This window comes from Pseudomonas sp. R5-89-07, from assembly GCF_003851685.1.
Taxonomy (GTDB): domain Bacteria; phylum Pseudomonadota; class Gammaproteobacteria; order Pseudomonadales; family Pseudomonadaceae; genus Aquipseudomonas.
In genome coordinates this window covers 1161227-1182975 of sequence record NZ_CP027727.1, presented here as the reverse complement: position 1 = coordinate 1182975, position 21749 = coordinate 1161227, and the positions used below count along the sequence as shown (strand labels likewise).

The following is a 21749-nucleotide window of genomic DNA, read 5'->3' as shown; positions in this document are numbered from 1 at the left end:
CTCAGTGATCGAACACGGCCAGCGCCGCCGGAGTCTTGCTGGGGAGGGTCTTGCCGTCCTGCGGTACGTCGTCACCGGCACCCAGGCCACCGCCCAGGGCGGTCACCAGTTCGGCGTGAGCACTCAGGCGGGCGGCCTGCACCTGTTGCTCGACCTGCTGCTGGCGAAACAGCTGGGTCTGGGCGTTCAGCACATTGAGGTAGTCGGTGAGGCCGCGTTGGTAGGCGATGGTCGCGATGTCGTAGGTTTTCTGCGCCGACGCCACCGATTGCGCGGCGAACGAGGCCTGTTTGTCCATGGACTCGCGGCGGATCAACTGGTCGCTGATGACCTTGAGCGCATTGACCAGGGTCTGGTTGTAATGCGCCACGGCGCTGTCATAACCGGCGCTGGCTTCACCCAGCTGCGCCCGCAGGCGCCCACCGTCGAAGATCGGCAGGGTGATGGCGGGACCTGCGTTGTAACTGAATTTCTTGCCTGCAAGAAACGCCAGCATGCCGCCACCAGTGGCCATGAAACCCAGGCTGCCGACCAGGTCGACGTTGGGGTAGAAGCCTGCATGGGCGACGTCGATGCCACGCGCCTGCGCTACCACCTGCCAGCGACTGGCAACCACATCCGGACGCTGGCCGAGCAATTGCGCGGGCAAATTCGACGGCAATTTGAGCGCGGCGGCGAGCGACAGGCGTGGGCGCTGCAACTGCGCGCCCTCCCCCGGACCTTTGCCGGCCAGCGCCGCCAGTTGGTTGCGACTCAGGGCAATCTCCTCATCGAGCGCGTCCAACTGACGGTGGGTTTCCGGCAACGGGGTTTGTGCCTGGCTGACGTCCAAGTGCGTGCCGAGCCCGGCGTCCAGGCGCTTGTTTGCCAGGTCAAGAATCTGCTCTTGCTGGGTCAATGTGGCGGCGACGATGTCGCGATTGGCGTAATGCAGGGACAGCTGGATATAGGCGCGCACCACGTTGTTCTGCAGTTCGAGCTGGGCTTGACGCGCTTGGGCGACGCTCATGTGGGCCAGGTCGACGGCACGCTCGGTGGCATTGCTTTCGCGGCCCCACAGGTCAAGTGCGTAACTCAAGCCCAGGGACGAGTTGTTATCCCAGGTAGTGGCACCGCTCAGTTCGCCGGGGCCGTAGAACTGATCCTTCGGCCAGTTGTGGCGTTTGAGGGCAGTGTCGCTGTCGATCTGCAGGGACTCGGCCGACTCAGCCACCCCGGCCATGGCCCGTGCCTCACGCACCCGTGCGGCGGCCATGGCCATCGTGGGGCTGCCTTGCGTGGCGAGTTCGACCCAGCGGTCCAGTTGCGGATCGCCGTAGGCCTGCCACCAGTGGACGGTGGGCCAGTGAGCGTCGCTGGCGGCGCTCTGGATCGCTTCGTCGGTGGCCAGATGGTTGGCGTCAAGGGACTCGGCCTGTGGGCCGATGCCTCCGGTTCCGATGCAGCCGCTGATTGCTAACGATAAAGCCCAAACACTGAGAGTCTTCAGCTCTCTGCTGATGCGACGCGGCACGGCTTGCGAATTCCTGAGGTGGGTGTTGCCGGGAGAGGTGGCGCAATTCTAGGGGGCACGGTGAGCGCCGATAAGCTGTCATTCCTGTGAATCTTTGTTACCGTTAAGGCGATAATCCGTTGGTAGGGATCACTGGACGGCGTAACTTTCTGTCACAATTTGCTATCTCCCTTGAGAACACCCCATGGACACTTTGCAAAACATGCGCGCCTTCAGTTGCGTTGCGGAGGCCGGCAGCTTCACTGCCGCCGCCGTGCAACTGGACACTACCACTGCCAACGTCTCGCGCGCGGTCTCCAACCTTGAGGCCCACCTGCAAACCCGCTTGCTCAACCGCACCACCCGCCGCATCGCGCTGACCGAGGCCGGCAAACGCTATTTGCTGCGCTGCGAGCAGATCCTCGCCTACGTCGAGGAAGCCGAGGCAGAAGCCAGCGACGCCCATGCGCGCCCGGCCGGGCAACTGAAAGTGCACACCATGACCGGCATCGGTCAGCATTTCGTGATCGACGCGATTGCCCGCTACCGCCGCACCCACCCCGACGTCACCTTCGACCTGACCCTCGCCAACCGCGTGCCGGACCTGCTCGATGAGGGTTATGACGTATCCATCGTGCTGGCCAGCGAGCTGCCGGACTCCGGTTTCGTCTCGCAGCGCCTGGGCATCACCTACAGCATCGCCTGTGCTTCGCCGGAATACGTCAAAGCCAAGGGCTGCGCACAACGGCCCCAGGACCTGCTCAATCACGCCTGCCTGCGGCTGGTCAGCCCGGTGATCCAGCTGGACAAATGGACCTTCAACGGGCCCGAAGGCCAGGAAAGCGTTGCAGTGAACAGTTCGCCGTTCCTGGTCAACTCGGCCGACGCGATGAAAACCGCGATCACCAGCGGCATGGGTGTCGGCCTGCTGCCGGTGTATGCCGCGATAGAAGGTTTGCGCAACGGCACGCTGGTGCGGGTAATGCCCAACTACCGTTCCCAGGAGCTGAACCTGTACGCCATCTACCCGTCGCGCCAATACCTGGATGCGAAGATCAAGACCTGGGTGGAATACTTGCGCGGTTCGTTGCCGGAGATCCTCGCGGCGCATCAGGCCGAACTGGTGGCGTACGAGCTAAGCGGCAGCCTCAGCGGTGCACGTTTGGCCAACTGATTCCTGGCTGGCAATAAGTACCCATGTGGGAGGGGGCTTGCCCCCTCCCACATGGGTTCAACGGGGTCCTGACAATATGTTAGCTTGCTTGGCATTCTTCCGTAGTCGATGAGCCCGCCTGCCATGAAAAAGACTGTCCTGGCCTTCAGCCGTGTCACCCCGCCAATGATCGAACGCCTGCAACAGGATTTCGAGGTAATCGCCCCCAACCCCAAGCTGGGCGACATCAACGCCCAATTCAACGAAGCCCTGCCCCATGCCCACGGCCTGATCGGTGTAGGCCGCAAGCTGGGCCGCGAACAGCTTGAAAGCGCAGGCAAGCTTGAGGTGGTATCCAGTGTGTCGGTGGGCTACGACAACTACGACGTCGCGTACTTCAATGAACGCGGGATCATGCTCACCAACACCCCGGACGTGCTTACCGAAAGCACCGCCGACCTGGCCTTCGCCCTGTTGATGAGCAGCGCGCGCCGCGTGGCCGAGCTGGACGCCTGGACCAAGGCCGGCCAGTGGAAAGCCAGCGTCGGCGCACCGTTGTTTGGCTGCGATGTGCACGGCAAGACCCTGGGCATCGTCGGCATGGGCAATATCGGCGCCGCCGTGGCCCGGCGCGGGCGCCTGGGCTTCAATATGCCGATCCTCTACAGCGGCAACAGCCGCAAGAGCGCGCTGGAACAGGAACTGGGCGCACAGTTTCGCAGCCTGGAGCAGTTGCTGGCCGAGGCGGATTTCGTGTGCCTGGTGGTGCCGTTGAGCGACAAGACCCGCCACCTGATCAGCCGCCGCGAGCTGGGGCTGATGAAATCCAGTGCGATCCTGATCAACATCTCCCGTGGCCCGGTGGTGGACGAACCCGCGCTGATCGAGGCCCTGCAAACCCAGCGCATTCGTGGCGCCGGGCTGGATGTGTATGAGAAGGAGCCGCTGGCCGAGTCGCCACTGTTTCAATTGAGCAATGCGGTGACCCTGCCGCACATCGGTTCTGCAACCCACGAAACCCGCGAAGCCATGGCCAACCGCGCCCTCGACAACCTGCGTAGCGCCTTGCTCGGCCAACGCCCGCAGGACCTGGTAAATCCGCAGGTGTGGAAGGGCTGACACCCCGCCCAACTGTAGGAGCGCGCTTGTTGTGGCGAGCGAGCTTGCTCGCGCTGGAGTGCGCAGCGCTCCCAGGCTTTTTGGGGCCGCTTCGCAGCCCAGCGGGAGCAAGCTCCCTCGCCACAGGTCACACCTTTAGTTTTTCGTGGGAGGGTCGATAACCTTCCATAGATCGCCACCCCTGATCCACAGAAGGTTTTTATGTCCACCACCAAAGCCCGCGCAGACTCACTGTCGCTTCTGCTCTTTACCTTGCGCAGCGGCAAGCTGATGGCGATCAACCTGCTGAAAGTCAGCGAAATCATCCCCTGCCCTCCGCTGACCAAACTGCCGGAGTCGCACCCCCACGTCAAAGGCATTGCCACCTTGCGCGGTAACTCGCTGGCCGTGATCGACCTCAGCCGCGCCCTGGGCGAGATGCCGTTGCAGGACCCGGACGGCGGTTGCCTGATCGTCACCGATATCAGCCGTTCCAAGCAGGGCCTGCATGTGCAGGCGGTGAGCAAGATCGTGCATTGCCTGACCACCGATATCCGCCCACCGCCCTATGGCTCCGGCGGCAATCGCGCATTTATCACCGGGGTGACCCAGGTGGAAGGTGGCCTGGTGCAGGTGCTGGATATCGAGAAAGTCATCCATGGCATCGCCCCGGCGCCGATAGAAGCCGCACCGACCGACCTGACCATGGAAGAGGCCGAGGTGCTCGGCCATGCCCGTATCCTGGTGGTCGACGACAGCCAGGTGGCGCTGCAGCAATCGGTGCACACCCTGCGCAACCTCGGCCTGACCTGTCACACCGCGCGCAGCGCCAAAGAGGCGATCGATGTGCTGCTGGAGCTGCAAGGCACCGGCGAGCAAATCAATGTGGTGGTGTCAGACATCGAAATGTCCGAGATGGACGGCTATGCCCTCACCCGCACCTTGCGCGAAACCCCCGACTTCCAACAGCTCTACGTGCTACTGCACACCTCCCTGGACAGTGCGATGAACAGTGAAAAAGCGCGCCTGGCCGGTGCCGATGCGGTGCTGACCAAGTTTTCATCTCCCGAGCTGACCAAGTGCCTGGTGGTGGCGGCGCAAACCGTGGCGCAACAGGGTTTGTGAACCTTGGCTGAGTATTTCCAGCTGCTGCGACGCGACCTTACCGGCAGCCTGCCCGCACCGCAGTGGCCGGCCAATACGCAGCTGGATCACTACCGCGATGAACTGGCCCCGGCGATTCACGCGGTGTTGCGCATGACCCAGGATCAGGGCGGTGGCCGTGTCGCGAGCCTTGAGCAATGGCGCCGGCAATTCGTTACCGATGCCGAGTTCGACCCCATGCTATGCCTGGTGGCCAGTAACGCCGACGGCATTCTCGGCGTGGCCCACTGCTGGACCAGTGCCTTTATCAGGAACCTGTCGGTACATCCCTGCGCCCAGGGCCAGGGGCTTGGCCGAGCGTTGTTGCTTCATGCCTTCCACATATTCAAACAGCGCGGCGAACCTTATGTGGATCTCAAGGTGCGGGAAACTAATCTGCGCGCTCGGCAGCTGTATGAAAGCACAGGCATGCGATTCGTCCTACGCGACGTGCTAGCCGAGGACTGACCTTCACTGGCGCATAACTTGCTTTCAGAGAGCCCAGGCAGTGAATAGAGGTAAAAACCCGTCACTGCTCAGCCTGCCCTCTGACCTTGCCTGGTAAAAGATCCGCCATGAACACTCACTTTTCCTGCGTAGGTTGCGGCAAATGCTGCTCCGATCACCACGTGCCCCTGACCCTCGACGAAGCCCGACACTGGGCGGCGGACGGCGGCAATGTGATTGTTCTGGTTGAAGGTTTCCTCGCCAGCGGCCTGGGTTTGCCCCAGCAGCAGCGCGAACATGCCGAACGCCGTTCAGTGGTGGTGCCCAGCGGCGACACCCAGGCATGGGTGGCAATCACCTTCGCCGCCTACAACGCCGGACGCTGTCGGAATCTTGACGATGACAATCGCTGCAGCATCTACGAACGACGCCCGCTGGTGTGTCGGATCTATCCGATGGAGATCAATCCGCACATTCCGCTGAACCCGAGCGCCAAGGAATGCCCGCCAGAATCGTGGGAACAGGGGCCGGCGTTGATTGTCGGCGGCGAGCTGATGGATGCTGAACTGGCTGAATTGATTCGCCGTTCACGCCAGGCCGACCGTGACGATGTGCAGACCAAAGAGGCCGTGTGTGCCTTGTTGGGGATCCGTACCACAGCGCTCAAGGGCGACGGCTTCACGGCGTACCTGCCGGACATGCAGGCGTTTACCCAAGCCATTACGCTGGCAACCACCCAGCCCATCACGGCCAATGAGTGGGTGTTTCATGTCTCGGGGATGGACATTGCCGAACAACTGCTGGATGCCGGCGCGCAGATTGCCACCGAGGTGCCGGCCAACTACGCGTTTATCCCGTTGCGGGCGGCTTGAGATTCGGGGGGTTGATCGGGGTCGTGTCGAGGCGGTAGGGCTGGAGGATGCGCTGGTATTCGCCGTTTTGCTTGAGCTCTTCAAGGGCATGGTTGAGTTCAGCGCGCAACAAGGTATCGGTTTTGCGCAGTGCGATCGCGACGCTGTTGCCCAATAGGTCAGACGACACCGGGGGGCCCAGGAAGTCGAAAGCCATCCCTTCAGGCGTATCGAGCAATGCCTCGCGGATTTCCACCGCGCCCTGCAGCGTCGCATCGATCTCGCCCGCCACCAGGCTGCGCACCAGTTGGTCATTGAGCCAGTAGCTCTCGATGATCACGCCCGCCGGCGCCCACTGCGACAGGGCAAAGGCTTCGCGGTTGCTCCTGACCAGAACCCCGACCCGCTTGCCTTTGAGTGAGCGCCGGTCGGGGCTCAAGCCGGAAGTTTTGCGTGCCACCAGCCGAGTGGTGATTGGGTAGAGGTCATCGCTGAAATTGACCCACTGCTGCCGACTCAAGGTAGGAGCCATCCCCATGATCGCGTCAAATTGCCTGGCGTCGAGGGCGGGGAAGTTTTCCATGACGACCTGGTCGACCCAGGTGCAATGCACATTGAGCTGCACGCACAGGGCGGTACCCAGTTCGATATTGAGCCCCACCAATTGCCCTTGTCGATTGCGGCTTTGAAAGGGCGGGAAATGCGCGGCAACAGCGAAGCGAATTTCGCGTCGCGGCGGCTCGGGTGCGGCCAAGGCCTCCACGGACAGCAAGAGGGCAAGTGCCACACAGAGATGTATCAGGGCCACGGGAAACGTCCTTTTCCGAAGAGAGCGGCGTCGCCATGTCCCGATACGGATGATCAGGGCGCGGCGATGCTGGGCAAGCTTTCAAGAAACGGTCGCGGACCTACAAGCAGAAATATCGACGCACGTTGTAGGCAACAGCCTATACGGTGCGCCTGAGTCTTACTCTCAACGTTTACCCATTGAACGGCGCGTACCCGGCGGCGCCATGCCTGGCGTTTTGGTGTGGCCATTCTTGGCGCCGCCTTTGTACCAAGGCTGGGCAGCTTGCTTGGCCCCGGCCAGCTCACCTGGCTTGAAGGGAAACTTGAACGCCGGGATTTCGGCTTTTTCTACGCCGTCGGCATCGACCGAATCGACGGAGTCGGCCGCGTCAACGGGGGGTTGGATCGGGGAAGTCATAAGTGCTCCGGCACAGCAAAGGGTGTAAAGCCGTGAGTATACGGGGCCGGAGCTTTCAGCGGTAAGCTTCACGCCGCACGGTAAAATCGCTCAGCTGTCGCTGCTGTCAGTTTGCAGTCACCGTACTGACCGGCTTATCGGGTTATAAGGCACTCACACAAACTTGCAGCTTGCGGCTTGCAGCTGCACCTCCGGCGCTCCTCCTATGCACATAAAACGAAACACGGCCCTGCTGGTGGGCGCCCTCCTGGTTCTGGCAATCGCCGCCTGGACCTTGACCCGACCCGCCAAGGCCAGGCTGGCGGCACCCAGTGCGATTCCGGTACGCGTGGTGAGCGTTGCGCAACAGGATGTTCCGCGGTTCGTCAGCGGCATTGGTTCAGTGTTGTCATTGCACAGCGTGGTAATCCGCCCGCAGATCGACGGCATCCTCACGCAGCTGCGGGTCAAGGAGGGCCAGCAGGTGAAGGCCGGCGACCTGCTGGCAAGCATCGATGACCGCTCGATCCGCGCCAGTCTCGACCAGGCCAGGGCGCAACTGGGGGAGAGCCAGGCGCAGCTGCAAGTGGCGCTGATCAACCTCAAGCGCTACAAGGAACTGAGTGTCGACGACGGCGTGTCGAAGCAGACCTACGATCAGCAGCAGGCACTGGTGAACCAACTCAAGGCCACCGTGCAGGGTAACCAGGCCGCGATTGATTCGGCTCTGGTGCAACTTTCCTATACTCAGATTCGCTCTCCCGTCAGTGGGCGCGTCGGCATTCGCACGGTGGATGAAGGCAACTTCCTGCGCATGAGCGATACCCAAGGGTTGTTCTCCGTCACCCAGATCGACCCGATCGCCGTTGAGTTCTCCCTGCCCCAGCAAATGCTGCCGACCCTGCAGGGCCTGATCGCCGCCCCCGACAGAGCCAGCGTCGATGCCTACCTCGGGGCCGATACCGACGGCCAGACCGGCGACCTGTTGGCTGAGGGCCACTTGAGCCTGATCGACAACCAGATCAGCTCCACCACCGGCACCCTGCGCGCCAAGGCCGAGTTCCCGAACAGCGCGCAGAAGCTGTGGCCGGGACAGCTGGTGACCATCAAGATCCAGACCGCCATCGACAAGAACGCTCTGGTGGTGCCGCCGACGGTGGTGCAGCGTGGCCTGGACTCGCATTTCGTGTACCGGTTGAACGGTGACAAGGTGGAAGTGGTGCCCGTGCAGGTCACCTACCAGAACAGCGCGGTGAACATCATCAAGGGCGTGCAGGCCGGGGACCTGCTGGTCAGCGATGGCCAGTCGCGGCTCAAGGCCGGCGCCCAGGTGGAGGTGCTCAAGGAACCGCCGCAAGTGATCCAGACCGCTGACGCCAAGGTGCAGCCATGAGCGGCAGCCGCTCGCCCTCGGCCTGGTGTGTCGATCACCCGGTCGCCACCCTGCTGCTGACCTTTGCGCTGGTGCTGCTGGGGATCATTGCCTTCCCGCGCCTGGCCGTGGCGCCACTGCCGGAAGCGGAATTTCCGACGATCCAGGTCACCGCCCAGCTGCCCGGCGCCAGCCCGGACACCATGGCCTCGTCGGTGGCGACTCCGCTTGAAGTGCAATTCAGCGCCATCCCCGGCATGACCCAGATGACCTCCAGCAGCGCCCTGGGCTCAAGCCTCTTGACCCTGCAGTTCACCCTGGACAAAAGCATCGACACCGCCGCCCAGGAAGTCCAGGCCGCGATCAACACCGCATCGGGCAAGCTGCCCAGCGATATGCCAAGCCTACCGACCTGGAAGAAGGTCAACCCGGCCGACAGCCCGGTACTGATCCTCAGCGTCAGCTCCGACAGCATGCCGAGCACCGAACTGAGCGACTACGTGGAAACCTTGCTGGCGCGCCAGATCAGCCAGATCGACGGCGTCGGCCAGATCAACATCACCGGCCAGCAGCGCCCGGCGATTCGCGTGCAGGCCTCCCCCGACAAACTCGCGGCGGTCGGCCTGACGCTGGCGGACATTCGCCTGGCCATCCAGCAGTCAAGCCTGAACCTGGCCAAAGGCGCGATCTACGGCGCCAACAGCGTGTCGACCCTGGCGACCAACGATCAATTGTTTCACCCCGACGAATACGGCCAGTTGATCGTGTCCTACAAGAACGGCGCGCCGGTGCAGCTGCGCGATATCGCCAAGGTCATCAACGGTTCGGAAAACGCCTACGTACAGGCCTGGTCCGGCGATACACCGGGGGTCAACCTGGTGATTTCGCGCCAGCCGGGGGCGAACATCGTCGACACGGTCGACCGCATCCAGCAAGCACTGCCGCGCCTGGAAGCCATGCTGCCGGCCACGGTGCAGGTCAGCGTATTGACCGACCGCACCAAGACCATCCGCGCCTCACTGCATGAAGTGGAAATGACCCTGCTGATCGCCATCCTGCTGGTGGTGGCGGTGATGGCGTTGTTCCTGCGCCAACTGTCGGCGACGCTGATTGTGTCTGCCGTGCTCGGCGTATCGCTGGTGGCCAGTTTCGCGCTGATGTATGTGATGGGCTTCAGCTTGAACAACCTGACCCTGGTGGCCATCGTGATTGCCGTGGGCTTTGTGGTGGACGATGCGATTGTGGTGGTGGAGAACATTCACCGTCACCTGGAGGCGGGCCTGGGCAAGCGCGAAGCGGCGATCAAGGGCTCGGGTGAAATCGGCTTTACCGTGGTATCCATCAGCTTCTCGCTGGTGGCGGCATTTATTCCGCTGCTGTTCATGGGCGGCGTGGTCGGGCGGCTGTTCAAGGAATTTGCGCTGACGGCCACCTCGACCATCCTGATTTCGGTGGTGGTCTCGCTGACCCTGGCGCCCACCCTCGCCGCGCTGTTCATGCGTGCGCCGACCCATCACGCCCACGCCAAACCCACCTTCAGCGAGCGCCTGCTGGCCGGTTATGCGCGCAACCTGCGGCGTGCCCTGGCCCATCAACGCACCATGGCGGCGATCTTCGTGGTGACCCTGGCCCTGGCCGTGGTCGGCTACGTCTTTATCCCCAAGGGATTTTTCCCGGTGCAGGACACCGGCTTTGTGCTCGGCACCAGCGAGGCGGCGGCCGATGTGTCGTACCCGGACATGGTCGCCAAGCACAAGGCACTGGCCGACATCGTCAAGGCCGACCCGGCGGTGCAAGCCTTCTCCCACTCCGTGGGTGTCACCGGCAGCAACCAGACCATCGCCAACGGCCGCTTCTGGATTGCCCTGAAAGACCGCGCTGACCGCGACGTTTCCGCCAGCCAGTTCATCGACCGCATCCGCCCGCAACTGGCGAAGGTGCCAGGCATCGTGTTGTACCTGCGCGCCGGCCAGGACATCAACTTGAGCTCCGGCCCCAGCCGCGCCCAGTACCAGTATGTGCTCAAGAGCAACGACGGCCCGACGCTGAACACCTGGACCCAGCGCCTCACCGAAAAACTGCGCGGCAACCCGGCGTTCCGCGACCTGTCCAACGACCTGCAACTGGGCGGCAGCATCACCCACATCAGCATCGACCGCCAGGCCGCCGCACGTTTCGGCCTGACCGCCACCGACGTCGACCAGGCCCTCTATGACGCCTTTGGCCAGCGCCAGATCAACGAGTATCAGACCGAGATCAACCAGTACCAAGTGGTGCTGGAGCTGGACCGCCAACAGCGCGGCAAGGCGGAGAGCCTGAACTATTTCTACCTGCGCTCGCCGCTGACCAACGAGATGGTGCCGCTGTCGGCGCTGGCCAGGGTCGACCCGCCCAGTGTGGGGCCGTTGTCCATCAGCCATGACGGCATGTTCCCCGCCGCCAACCTGTCGTTCAACCTGGCCCCCGGCGTGGCGCTGGGGGATGCAGTGATCATGCTCAACCAGGCCAAGAACGAGATTGGCATGCCCAGTACCATCATCGGCAATTTCCAGGGCGCGGCGCAGGCGTTCCAGAGTTCGCTGGCCAGCCAGCCCTGGCTGATCCTCGCGGCACTGGTCGCGGTCTATATCATCCTGGGCGTGCTGTACGAGAGCTTCGTGCACCCGCTGACGATCATTTCCACCTTGCCCTCGGCGGGCCTGGGTGCGCTGATCATGCTGTGGCTGTTGGGGCAGGATTTTTCGATCATGGCGCTCATCGGCCTGGTGCTGCTGATTGGTATCGTCAAGAAAAACGGCATCCTGATGATCGACTTCGCCCTGGAGGCCCAACGCGTACGCGGCCTGGCGCCTGAGGAAGCGATCTACGAGGCCTGTGTGACGCGGTTCCGGCCGATCATCATGACCACCCTCGCCGCCCTGCTGGGCGCGGTGCCCTTGATGCTCGGTTCAGGCCCCGGCGCGGAGCTGCGCCAGCCATTGGGCATCGCGGTGGTCGGCGGCTTGCTGGTGAGCCAGGCGCTGACGCTGTTCACCACGCCGGTCATATACTTGTACCTTGAAAAGTTTTTCCATCGGCCCACACCAGCGCTCCCGCTGGCGACCCCACACTGAGGCCAAGGCCCCGCCCAGGAGCAAAAGGCTCATGCGAGTCCTGATTATTGAAGATGAAGAAAAAACCGCGGACTACCTGCACCGCGGCCTGACGGAGCAAGGCTACACCGTCGACGTTGCGCGCGAAGGCGTCGAGGGTTTGCACCTGGCGCTGGAGAACGATTACGCGGTGATCGTGCTCGACGTGATGCTGCCGGCGCTCGATGGTTTTGGCGTGTTGCGTGCATTGCGCGCACGCAAACAGACGCCGGTGATCATGCTCACCGCCCGCGAACGCGTGGAAGACCGCATTCGCGGCCTGCGTGAAGGCGCCGACGACTACCTGGGCAAGCCGTTTTCGTTCCTGGAGCTGGTGGCACGCCTGCAAGCGCTGACCCGGCGCAGCGGCGGCCATGAGCCGGTGCAGGTCACGGTTGCCGACTTGTGGATCGACCTGATCAGCCGCAAGGCCAGTCGCAACGGCGTGCGCCTGGACCTGACCGCCAAGGAGTTCTCGTTGCTCAGCGTCTTGGCGCGGCGCCAGGGTGAGATCCTGTCCAAGACGGCAATAGCCGAGATGGTCTGGGACATCAATTTCGACAGCGACGCCAACGTGGTCGAAGTCGCGATCAAGCGCCTGCGCGCCAAACTCGACGGGCCGTTCGAGCACAAACTGCTGCACACCATCCGTGGCATGGGCTATGTGCTGGAGAACCGCATGGTGGAAAACCAAAGTGGTCGCTAACTCCATCGCCCTGCGCCTGAGCGGCATGTTCACCCTGGTGGCGCTGGTGATCTTCGTGCTGATCGGCGGCGCGCTGTATCAGCAGGTGGATCGCGGCCTGGGCCTGTTGCCGGGGGCGGAGCTGGATGCGCGCTACAGCGTGCTCGAATCCTCGGTGAACCGCTTCGGCACGCCGGAGCATTGGGTCAAGATCAAGGCCAAGCTCAAGCTGCTGGGGGAAGAGGACAAGCGCATTCGCTTCTGGGTGGTCAGCAGCGACCCGAGCTACGAATACGGTGAACCGGACGCGCAGATCCGCGCCTTTGCCCAGGGCCCCACCGGTAAACGCGACCTGCACCTGCCCGGCCACGATTACCCGTTCAAGGTGTTGGTGAGCCAGTTTGCCGCCAAGGACCAACGCCCGCCGCTGCGCTTCATGATCGCCATCGACACCGAGAATTTCCGCGCCACCCAGCACCATCTGCTGGTGGCACTGATCAGCCTGGCGCTGGTCGGTGTGGTCATGGCCTCGTTGCTGGGTTTCTGGGTGTCGCGCATCGGCCTCAAGCCACTGGAAAAACTCTCGGACGAAGCCCAGAAACTGGCACCACCGAAGCTCTCCGGGCGCTTGCAACTGTCGCCGCTGCCGCCGGAACTGAGCCAGTTCGTCAACTCGTTCAACGCCACCCTCGACCGCGTCGAACACGCCTACTCGCGCCTCGAATCCTTCAATGCCGACGTGGCCCATGAACTGCGCTCGCCGCTGACCAACCTGATCGGCCAGACCCAGGTCGCGCTGACCCGCGGGCGTTCGGCCGAGCATTATTTCGAAGTGCTGCAGTCGAACCTGGAAGAGCTGGAACGGCTGCGTTCGATCATCAACGACATGCTGTTCCTCGCCAGTGCCGACCAGGGCAGCAAGGCCACCAAACTGACTGAAAGCTCCCTGGCTGACGAAGTCGCCACCACCCTCGACTATCTGGACTTTATCCTCGAAGACGCCCAGGTTCAGGTACGGGTGCACGGTGACGCCCAGGTACACATCGAAAAAGCCCACCTGCGCCGCGCACTGATCAACCTGTTGAGCAACGCGGTGCAGCACACGGCGCCGGGGCAGGTCATCGAAGTGAACATTGATGTACTGGAGCATCAGGTAGCGATCGGGGTAACCAACCCAGGCGAGGTGATTGCCAGCGAGCACCTGCCTCGACTGTTCGAACGCTTCTATCGCGTGGATGCGTCGCGCAGCAACAGCGGGGCCAATCACGGACTAGGGCTGGCCATCGTCAAGGCGATTGCCCTGATGCACGGCGGGGATGTGTTCGTGCGCAGCGAAGGCGGCGGCAATACCTTCGGCATCACCCTGCCCATCTGAGCACGCCTCGGTCAAAATGTGGGAGGGGGCTTGCCCCCTCCCACAATATGTATCACCGCATGCTCACTGTTGCGGTTTGGGCAACAGTCATTATCTTGTTACACTCTATATCGCACCGCTCGCCTGCGTTACTTTGACGCACCGATGAGCGCGACGGCAAAGGCAGCTAACCCGCTCACCCGAATTTCCCTCGACTTATTTCCAGGGCTCTACACTGGGAATCTGTCTTAAAGCCGCTGACTTCAGCGGCTTTTTTTTGCCGTAGAAAAAGGCCAGGCACACCCCACGACATTGGCCGTTCATGATTGACCCAAGGAGCTCCAACCGGTGAAGAACTCGCTGACGTTCACCCCGTTATTCCTCGCAATCGCAGCAACGATCATCCCTCATGCCCACGCGGCAGACACCTCACCCGAAGAAGGTTTTGTCGAGGGCTCGCACCTCAAGGTCGACACCCGCAACTACTACATGAATCGCGACCGTCGCGACATTCACACCGATGACAGCAAGGAATGGGGCCAGGGCTTTATCGGCACCTTCGAATCCGGCTACACCCCAGGCACCGTCGGTTTCGGCCTGGACCTCAACGCCATGCTCGGCCTCAAGCTCGACGGCGGCGGTGGCACCGACGGTTCCAGCATCCTTCCTTACGGCAGCGGCAACGGCAAGGCGCCCGGCGCGTTCTCTACCGCTGGCGGCACCCTGAAAATGCGTGCGTTCGATACCGAATTGAAAGCCGGCGACCTGTTCCTCAACAACCCGGTGATCGCCGGCGGCATGACCCGCATGCTGCCCCAGACGTTTCGCGGCGTGAGCCTGACCAACCACAGCCTCGATGGCTGGATGTTCGAAGGCGGCCAGGCCAGCTTCACCAAGCTCTACAACCAGAGCGGCCACCAGCGCATCGGCACCAGCTACGGCACATTGCCGGCCAATGCCGACAGCCAGCACCTGGACTGGGCGGGCGTTTCGTTCAGTGGTATTGCCGGGCTGACCAGCAACCTGTACGCCTCCGAACTCAAGGACGTGTGGCACCAGTACTACTACGACCTCGAGTACACCTATGCCCTGAACGATCTGGTCAGCCTGACCCCCGGACTGCATTACTACCACACCCAGGACACTGGCCAGGCACTGCTGGGCGATATCGACAACAACACCTACAGCCTGCATCTCACCCTGGGCATGGGCAACCACAGCGTCACCGCTGCTTACCAGCGGGTCAACGGCAACACGCCGTTCGACTACATTACCCAGGGCGACAGCGTGTACCTGGACAACTCCCAGCAGTACTCGGACTTCAACGGCCCCAACGAGCGTTCGTGGAAGCTCAAGTACGCCTATGATTTCGCCGGCCTGGGCCTGCCCGGCCTGACTTCCGCCGTGTCGTATATCAGCGGCAAGACCGACTTGACCCGCGTCGACCCGAACAGCCGCGGCTACAGCAACTGGTACAGCACCGACGGCAAGAACGCCAAACACTGGGAGCGGGATATCGACGTGAAATACGTGGTGCAAGGCGGCAAGGCCAAAGACCTGGCGGTACGCCTGCAATGGGCGACCAACCGCGGTGGCAATGGCTACTCGGCGGTGGATCGGGATGTGGATGAATACCGCGTGATCGTGGATTACCCGATCAACGTGTTCTGACCTCTGACAATGAAAATCCAATGTGGGAGGGGGGCTTGCCCCCGATAGCGGAGTGTCAGTCGATAACACTTTGACTGATTCGCCGCCATCGGGAGCAAGCTCCCTCCCACATTTCTGGTTCTGCGCATCTTCCAAAGTTGCTACTACGCTAAAGGCATCCTCAGAGCAGAAGTACGCACGATGAGTTCAAGCCTTACCCGCCCTACCCGCCGCCCGGAACGCTTGCTGATTCTAGGCAGCACCCTCACCGTATTGCTGATCGTGGGGATCGTCACCGCACTGTTGATTCGTGAGCACGCCAACACCTTGCAGACGGCCAAGCGCACTGCCAATACCATCACTCAGTTGATTGACGCCGACGTGCTACGCAACGTCGAACTCTATGACACGGCCCTCAAAGGCCTGATCGCCGCGACCGAGCGCCCTGACCTGCAGGGCGTATCCCCAAGCATCCGGCATCTGGTGCTGTTCGACCGTTCCGCCGCAGCGCCGTACAAGGGCGATATCTTGCTGCTGGACGCAAGCGGCGAGGTGATCGCCGACTCGTCCCTGCTCACGCCCAAGACCGGCAACTTCGCCGACCGGGACTATTTCCAGGTTCATCGTGACCATCCCGACATCGGGCTGTATATCAGTCGCCCGTTCACGGCCCGTTGTGAATGCGATGACCCGTGGCGCATTGCGTTCAGCCGCCGCGTTTCATCACCGGACGGGGGCTTCCATGGGGTGGCTGTCGCCTCCATGCGTCTGTCGTACTTCCACCATCTCTTCAGCAGCCTGAATATCGGCAGCAACAGCACCATCAACCTGCTCAACCACCAGGGCATCCTGCTGGCGCAAGAGCCGTTGCTGGAAGTGGATATCATCAACAAGGACCTGAGCCAGCGGCCCAATGTGGCACGCATGCTGCGCGAGCGGGACGGCAGTTTCCACAGTGTTTCCAGCGTCGATCACCAGCCTCGGCTCTACAGTTTCTCGAATGTGGGCGACTTGCCGCTGATCGTCGCGGTGGCCCTGGCCAGCGATGACGTCTTCGCGCCATGGCGACGGGCGGCGTGGCTGGTCAGCGTAGCCACAGGGGTGTTATGCACTGGCCTGTTGTGGCTGACCTGGGCGCTGTGCATGGAACTGCGACGGCGCCACCGCGCCGAGCAGGTGCTGTCAGAACTGGCAGGCACCGACGCCCTCACCGGCCTGGCCAACCGCCGCACCCTTGATGAGCGCCTGCGCCTGGAATGGGACCGCGCCCAACGCTCAACCGAGCCGCTGACGGTATTGATGATTGACGTGGACCACTTCAAGGCCTTCAACGACCGCCATGGCCATCAGGGCGGAGATGATGCGCTGCGTACGGTGGCGCAAGTGATCGACAGCAATATCCGCCGCCCGGCCGACCTGGCCGCACGTTACGGCGGAGAAGAATTCGCGGTGGTGCTGCCCAATACGGATGCCAAGGGCGCGTGGGTGATCGCCGAGCATATCCGCAGTGGTGTTCAGCACTTGCCGCGGCCGGCAGGGGACGAGGAGCCGATCACCGTGAGCATCGGCATGAGTACGTGGGAAAAACGCAGCGGTCTGTCTCTTGAGGACTTGCTGCTCAGGGCCGACCAGGCGTTGTATGAGGCCAAGCACAGTGGCCGCAATCGGACGATCAACGCCGAGGCATAAAAAAAGGCCACCCGAAGGCAGCCTTTAAAAACTAAAGAAGAGAGTTGTTACTTACACCGCCGCAACGGGACGCATGTAAGAGATCGGTGCGGTGCTGGCATCTTCGAAGGTCACGACTTCCCAAGCGTCTGTCTGCTCAATCAACTTGCGCAGCAGCTGGTTGTTAAGGGCGTGGCCCGACTTGAAGCCTTTGAACTCGCCTATCAGGCTATTGCCCAGCAGGTAGAGGTCACCGATTGCATCGAGGATCTTGTGCTTCACGAATTCGTCTTCGTAGCGAAGGCCGTCTTCGTTCAGTACACCATCCGCGTCGACCACAATGGCGTTTTCAACGCTGCCGCCGAGTGCGAGGTTGTGCTTGCGCAGGTACTCGATGTCACTCATGAAACCAAAAGTACGGGCGCGGCTGACTTCTTTTACGAACGAAGTGCTGGAAAAATCCACGCTTGCACTTTGGGTGCGGTCACGGAATACCGGGTGATCGAAATCGATCTCAAAGCTCACTTTAAAGCCTTCGAACGGGACGAAGGTGGCGCGCTTGTCGCCGTCTTCTACTGTCACTTCCCGCAGAATGCGAATGAACTTCTTGGCTGCGTCCTGTTCTTCCAGGCCGGCAGATTGAATCAGGAATACGAAGGGTCCAGCGCTGCCATCCATGATCGGGACTTCGGACGCGGAGAGCTCGACGTAGGCGTTATCGATGCCCAAACCGGCCATGGCCGAGAGCAAGTGCTCCACCGTGTCCACTTTGACGTCACCGTTGACCAATGTGGTCGACATGGTGGTTTCGCCAACGTTTTCCGCGCGAGCAGGAATCTGCACCACAGGGTCCAGGTCGGCACGCACAAACACGATGCCGGTGTCGACAGGTGCAGGCTTGAGGGTCAGGTAGACCTTTTCCCCGGAGTGCAGACCTACACCTGTGGCACGAATAATATTCTTCAGGGTGCGTTGTTTAATCATGGCTTGGACCGCTTCAGCGCAAATTGCGAACTGGTATCAACAAAGGCTGGCGATAATAGCAGACCAGACCTTTGCTGAACACCAATCACCTTCATAGCCCTGATACATTCCATTAATCGGCCTGACGACGCAGGAATGCCGGAATGTCCAGGTAGTCCAGATCGTCTTGCGGATTCGGGCTACGGGACGCCGCAGCACCGGCCTGAGCCTGGTTGCGCATCACGGTCGGACGGTCCAGGTCACGGTAGTTCACCGACGGCAGTTCCTGACGAGCAGGGGCTGGAGCGGCGGCTGCCTGGCTGGCCTGGCTGTTGTGCAGGGTGTTGTCGATGACCTTCACAGGCTTCTCGATCTTGGCACCCAGTCCGGTCGCAACCACGGTCACGTGCAGTTCGTCGCGCATGTCCGGATCGATAACGGTACCGACCTTGACCATGGCGTGCTCGGACGCGAAGGCTTCGATGATGCTACCCACGTCGGAGTACTCACCCAGGGACAGGTCGGGACCGGCGGTGATATTCACCAGGATGCCGCGTGCGCCTTGCAGGTTCACGTCTTCGAGCAACGGGTTGCGGATGGCCGCTTCGGTGGCTTCGCGTGCGCGGTTCGGACCGCTGGCGCAGCCAGTGCCCATCATCGCCATGCCCATTTCGCTCATGACAGTACGCACGTCGGCAAAGTCGACGTTGATCATGCCTGGACGCTTGATGATGTCGGAGATACCGCGAACGGCACCGGCCAGTACATCGTCAGCCTTGGCGAACGCGGACAGCAGGCTGGCGTCCTTGCCCAGGATGGTCAGCAGTTTCTCGTTGGGAATGGTGATCAACGAGTCGACGCTTTCAGACAGCAGACGGATACCTTCGTCGGCGATCTGCATACGCTTGCGGCCTTCGAACGGGAATGGACGAGTCACCACAGCGACAGTCAGAATTCCCATTTCCTTGGCCACTTCGGCAATGATCGGCGCTGCACCGGTACCGGTACCGCCGCCCATGCCAGTGGTGATGAACACCATGTTGGTGCCTTGCAGCACTTCGGCAATGCGCTCGCGGTCTTCCAGGGCGGCTTGACGGCCGACTTCCGGATTGGCGCCTGCGCCGAGGCCCTTGGTCACGGCTGTGCCCAATTGCAGGATGGTCCGCGCGCCGATGCTTTTCAGCGCCTGGGCATCAGTGTTGGCGCAGATGAATTCAACGCCTTCAATGTTGCTCTTGACCATATGGTTGACAGCGTTGCCGCCGCCACCGCCGACACCGATTACTTTGATAACCGGGCTAGCGGGGATGTTGTCTACGAGTTCAAACATGTTCCCTCTCCTTTCGTTTTCTCTAGTTTTTTCGCCTACTGCATGGAACGGTGTTGCGGTGTCACGTTGAATCTTTAGAAATTGCCTTTTACCCAAGCCTGCAAGCGCTCGAACAACGGCGCTTTCGCGTCGTCATCGCTGCGGTAGCTGTCACGGATGCTCGGCCCCGACAGGGAAATCCCGTCGGTCTGCTTCTGCAGCCCGTACAACAGCAAGCCCACACCGGTGGAATAAATCGGGTTGCGCACCACGTCGCCGAGGCCTTTGACGCCATGGGGCACGCCCAGGCGAACCGGCATGTGGAAGATCTCTTCGGCCAGTTCGACCGCGCCTTCCATCTTCGAGGTGCCACCGGTCAGCACGATGCCGGCCGGGATCAAATCTTCGTAGCCGCTGCGGCGCAGCTCGGCCTGGATCAGGGTGAACAGCTCGTCGTAGCGCGGCTCGACCACTTCGGCCAGGGCCTGGCGCGACAGCTCACGCGGTGGACGGTCGCCGACGCTAGGCACCTTGATGGTCTCACCGGCACCGGCCAGCTTGGCCAGGGCGCAGGCGTAACGGATCTTGATTTCTTCGGCGTACTGGGTCGGTGTACGCAGCGCCATGGCGATGTCGTTGGTGACCTGGTCGCCGGCAATCGGGATCACGGCGGTGTGACGGATCGCACCCTCGGTGAAGATCGCGATGTCGGTGGTACCGCCGCCGATGTCTACCAGGCACACGCCCAGTTCTTTTTCGTCGTCGGTCAGTACCGAGTAGGCCGAGGCCAATTGCTCGAGAATGATGTCGTCGATTTCCAGGCCGCAGCGGCGCACGCATTTTTCAATGTTCTGTGCGGCGTTGACGGCGCAGGTCACCACGTGGACCTTGGCTTCCAGACGTACGCCCGACATGCCCAGCGGCTCGCGAACACCTTCCTGGTTATCGATCACGTAATCCTGCGGCAGGGTGTGCAAAACGCGCTGGTCAGCCGGGATCGCCACGGCCTGGGCGGCGTCAAGGACGCGCTCAAGGTCGGCCGCACTGACTTCGCGGTCGCGGATCGCCACGATGCCGTGGGAGTTCAGGCTGCGGATATGGTTGCCGGCCACGCCGACGAACGCCGAGTGGATCCGGCAACCGGCCATCAGCTGCGCTTCTTCAATGGCGCGCTGGATCGATTGCACGGTGGACTCGATGTTCACCACCACGCCCTTCTTCAGGCCCCGGGACGGATGCGTGCCAATACCGACGATTTCGATCGTGCCGTCTTCACCGACCTCGCCCACCAGCGCCACCACCTTGGAGGTGCCGATATCGAGACCGACGATCATTTTGCCGCTTTGCACGTTTGCCATGGGTCCTGCCTCTTCTTAATTCTTCGCGACAGCGGGTTGTGCTGCCGTGGGCGCCGCCGGTACACGCCAACCGACGGCCAGGCCGTTGGCGTAACGCAGGTCGACGCTCGCAATGTTCGTGATCTGTTCTTTCAAGGTTTTTTCATAGATGGCAATAAAGCGGCGCATCTTTTCCACCAAGCGGTCGCGTCCCAGCAACAACTCGATGCCCGGGCCGGAACTGCCTGCCCCGGTCGTCAGAAACCAGCTGCCCCGCTCACGCAATTCCAGGCGTGCGATGGAGAAGCCCAGTGGCCGCAGCATCTGGCTCAAGGCCTGGTACTGCTGCATCACTTGCTGTTGCGCCCGCTGCGGCCCGAACAGCTGCGGCAGGTGCTCATAGTTCGCCACTTCACGCGGCGCGAACGCCTGCCCTTGGTTGTTCAACAGCGCACCATCACCCCAACGGGCCACGGGCAGTTGTTCCTCCAGGCGGATCGTCACCTGGTCCGGCCATACCCGGCGGACTTCGGCGTGAGCGATCCACGGCATCTGTTCCAGCTCCGCACGCATGCCGGCCAGGTCGATGGTAAAGAAGCTAGCCGCCAGGAACGGGCTGATACGCTGCTGCACCGCTTGCTGGCTGATGTAGCTCAAGTCGCCCTGCACGCTGATCTTGGTGATCGGTCGGTCGGCATACGGCAACAGGCGCTGCGCACCCTCGTAGGTGCCGAAGCCCAACACCACCAGCAACACCGGCCAGAACAGCGCCTTGATGAAACCAAAATTGGCTTTGGGCAGGCGCGCCGACATCGGCTCTTTGGCCACCATGCGGCTGGCACCCCGTGGCACCGGCTTGCGGCTCGGTGCTTGTGGGGGCTGATGACGAAGCGATGCGCCTTTCATGTGC

At 62.0% G+C, this 21749-nt stretch carries 18 protein-coding genes; 11 read left to right on the top strand and 7 right to left on the bottom strand.

Going from position 1 to position 21749, the window contains the following annotated elements:
• Position 1: 1 nt before the first annotated feature.
• Positions 2–1513 carry an efflux transporter outer membrane subunit gene (locus tag C4J94_RS05340; protein WP_124385218.1) on the bottom strand — a complete coding sequence of 504 codons (1512 nt, stop codon included), beginning with the start codon at positions 1511–1513 and terminating at the stop codon, positions 2–4.
• 184 nt (positions 1514–1697) lie between these two features.
• On the opposite strand from C4J94_RS05340, the gene C4J94_RS05335 reads away from it, so the two are divergent.
• From C4J94_RS05335 to C4J94_RS05315, 5 genes are all read left to right on the top strand, one after another.
• Complete coding sequence (locus tag C4J94_RS05335; protein ID WP_124385217.1) at positions 1698–2666, top strand: LysR family transcriptional regulator; 969 nt, start codon at positions 1698–1700, stop codon at positions 2664–2666.
• Between the two features lie 123 nt (positions 2667–2789).
• Positions 2790–3764: a D-glycerate dehydrogenase gene (locus tag C4J94_RS05330; protein WP_124385216.1), complete on the top strand. Its 975-nt coding sequence runs from the start codon at positions 2790–2792 to the stop codon at positions 3762–3764.
• Between the two features lie 201 nt (positions 3765–3965).
• A complete protein-coding gene (locus tag C4J94_RS05325; RefSeq protein ID WP_124385215.1) occupies positions 3966–4868 on the top strand; it encodes a chemotaxis protein CheV in 903 nt (300 codons plus the stop codon).
• A gap of 3 nt (positions 4869–4871) precedes the next feature.
• A complete protein-coding gene (locus C4J94_RS05320; protein WP_124385214.1) occupies positions 4872–5354 on the top strand; it encodes an N-acetyltransferase in 483 nt (160 codons plus the stop codon).
• Positions 5355–5461: 107 nt separating this feature from the next.
• Positions 5462–6205, top strand: coding sequence for a YkgJ family cysteine cluster protein (locus tag C4J94_RS05315; RefSeq protein ID WP_124385213.1), 744 nt, complete (start codon positions 5462–5464; stop codon positions 6203–6205).
• Here C4J94_RS05315 and C4J94_RS05310 read toward each other — a convergent pair.
• Together C4J94_RS05310 and C4J94_RS05305 are read right to left on the bottom strand one after the other, a co-directional pair.
• Entirely contained in the window at positions 6183–6992 is an 810-nt protein-coding gene (locus C4J94_RS05310; RefSeq protein ID WP_124385212.1) for a transporter substrate-binding domain-containing protein, read from the bottom strand. The two genes, C4J94_RS05315 and C4J94_RS05310, sit on opposite strands and share 23 nt — an antisense overlap.
• A gap of 165 nt (positions 6993–7157) precedes the next feature.
• Positions 7158–7391, bottom strand: coding sequence for a hypothetical protein (locus C4J94_RS05305; protein WP_124385211.1), 234 nt, complete (start codon positions 7389–7391; stop codon positions 7158–7160).
• A 205-nt stretch (positions 7392–7596) separates the two neighbouring features.
• Here C4J94_RS05305 and C4J94_RS05300 point away from each other — a divergent pair, with 205 nt between their 5' ends.
• The 6 genes from C4J94_RS05300 to C4J94_RS05275 all read left to right on the top strand — a co-directional run bounded on the left by C4J94_RS05300 (position 7597) and on the right by C4J94_RS05275 (position 17251).
• Positions 7597–8763 carry an efflux RND transporter periplasmic adaptor subunit gene (locus tag C4J94_RS05300; protein ID WP_124385210.1) on the top strand — a complete coding sequence of 389 codons (1167 nt, stop codon included), beginning with the start codon at positions 7597–7599 and terminating at the stop codon, positions 8761–8763.
• Positions 8760–11855 carry a multidrug efflux RND transporter permease subunit gene (locus C4J94_RS05295; protein WP_124385209.1) on the top strand — a complete coding sequence of 1032 codons (3096 nt, stop codon included), beginning with the start codon at positions 8760–8762 and terminating at the stop codon, positions 11853–11855. The genes C4J94_RS05300 and C4J94_RS05295 overlap by 4 nt, the downstream gene beginning before the upstream one ends.
• Positions 11856–11886: 31 nt before the next feature.
• A complete protein-coding gene (locus C4J94_RS05290) occupies positions 11887–12579 on the top strand; it encodes a heavy metal response regulator transcription factor (protein ID WP_124385208.1) in 693 nt (230 codons plus the stop codon).
• The gene (locus C4J94_RS05285; RefSeq protein ID WP_124385207.1) at positions 12569–13933 is read left to right on the top strand and encodes a heavy metal sensor histidine kinase; all 1365 of its coding nucleotides are present in this window, start codon (positions 12569–12571) and stop codon (positions 13931–13933) included. Before C4J94_RS05290 ends, C4J94_RS05285 begins: the two co-directional genes overlap by 11 nt.
• A gap of 327 nt (positions 13934–14260) precedes the next feature.
• Positions 14261–15583, top strand: coding sequence for an OprD family porin (locus tag C4J94_RS05280; RefSeq protein WP_124385206.1), 1323 nt, complete (start codon positions 14261–14263; stop codon positions 15581–15583).
• A 180-nt stretch (positions 15584–15763) separates the two neighbouring features.
• On the top strand, positions 15764–17251 hold the full coding sequence (locus C4J94_RS05275; protein ID WP_124385205.1) for a sensor domain-containing diguanylate cyclase: 1488 nt from the start codon (positions 15764–15766) through the stop codon (positions 17249–17251).
• A 51-nt stretch (positions 17252–17302) separates the two neighbouring features.
• Here C4J94_RS05275 and lpxC read toward each other — a convergent pair whose 3' ends face one another.
• The 4 genes from lpxC to C4J94_RS05255 form a co-directional block, all read right to left on the bottom strand.
• Positions 17303–18214 (bottom strand): UDP-3-O-acyl-N-acetylglucosamine deacetylase, encoded by a 912-nt coding sequence (lpxC, locus tag C4J94_RS05270; RefSeq protein ID WP_003171886.1) that lies wholly within the window; start codon positions 18212–18214, stop codon positions 17303–17305.
• Positions 18215–18326: 112 nt separating this feature from the next.
• On the bottom strand, positions 18327–19523 hold the full coding sequence (gene ftsZ / locus C4J94_RS05265) for a cell division protein FtsZ (RefSeq protein WP_043050552.1): 1197 nt from the start codon (positions 19521–19523) through the stop codon (positions 18327–18329).
• A 74-nt stretch (positions 19524–19597) separates the two neighbouring features.
• Positions 19598–20860 carry a cell division protein FtsA gene (ftsA, locus tag C4J94_RS05260; RefSeq protein ID WP_124385204.1) on the bottom strand — a complete coding sequence of 421 codons (1263 nt, stop codon included), beginning with the start codon at positions 20858–20860 and terminating at the stop codon, positions 19598–19600.
• A gap of 15 nt (positions 20861–20875) precedes the next feature.
• Complete coding sequence (locus tag C4J94_RS05255) at positions 20876–21745, bottom strand: cell division protein FtsQ/DivIB (protein ID WP_065885829.1); 870 nt, start codon at positions 21743–21745, stop codon at positions 20876–20878.
• Positions 21746–21749: the final 4 nt, after the last annotated feature.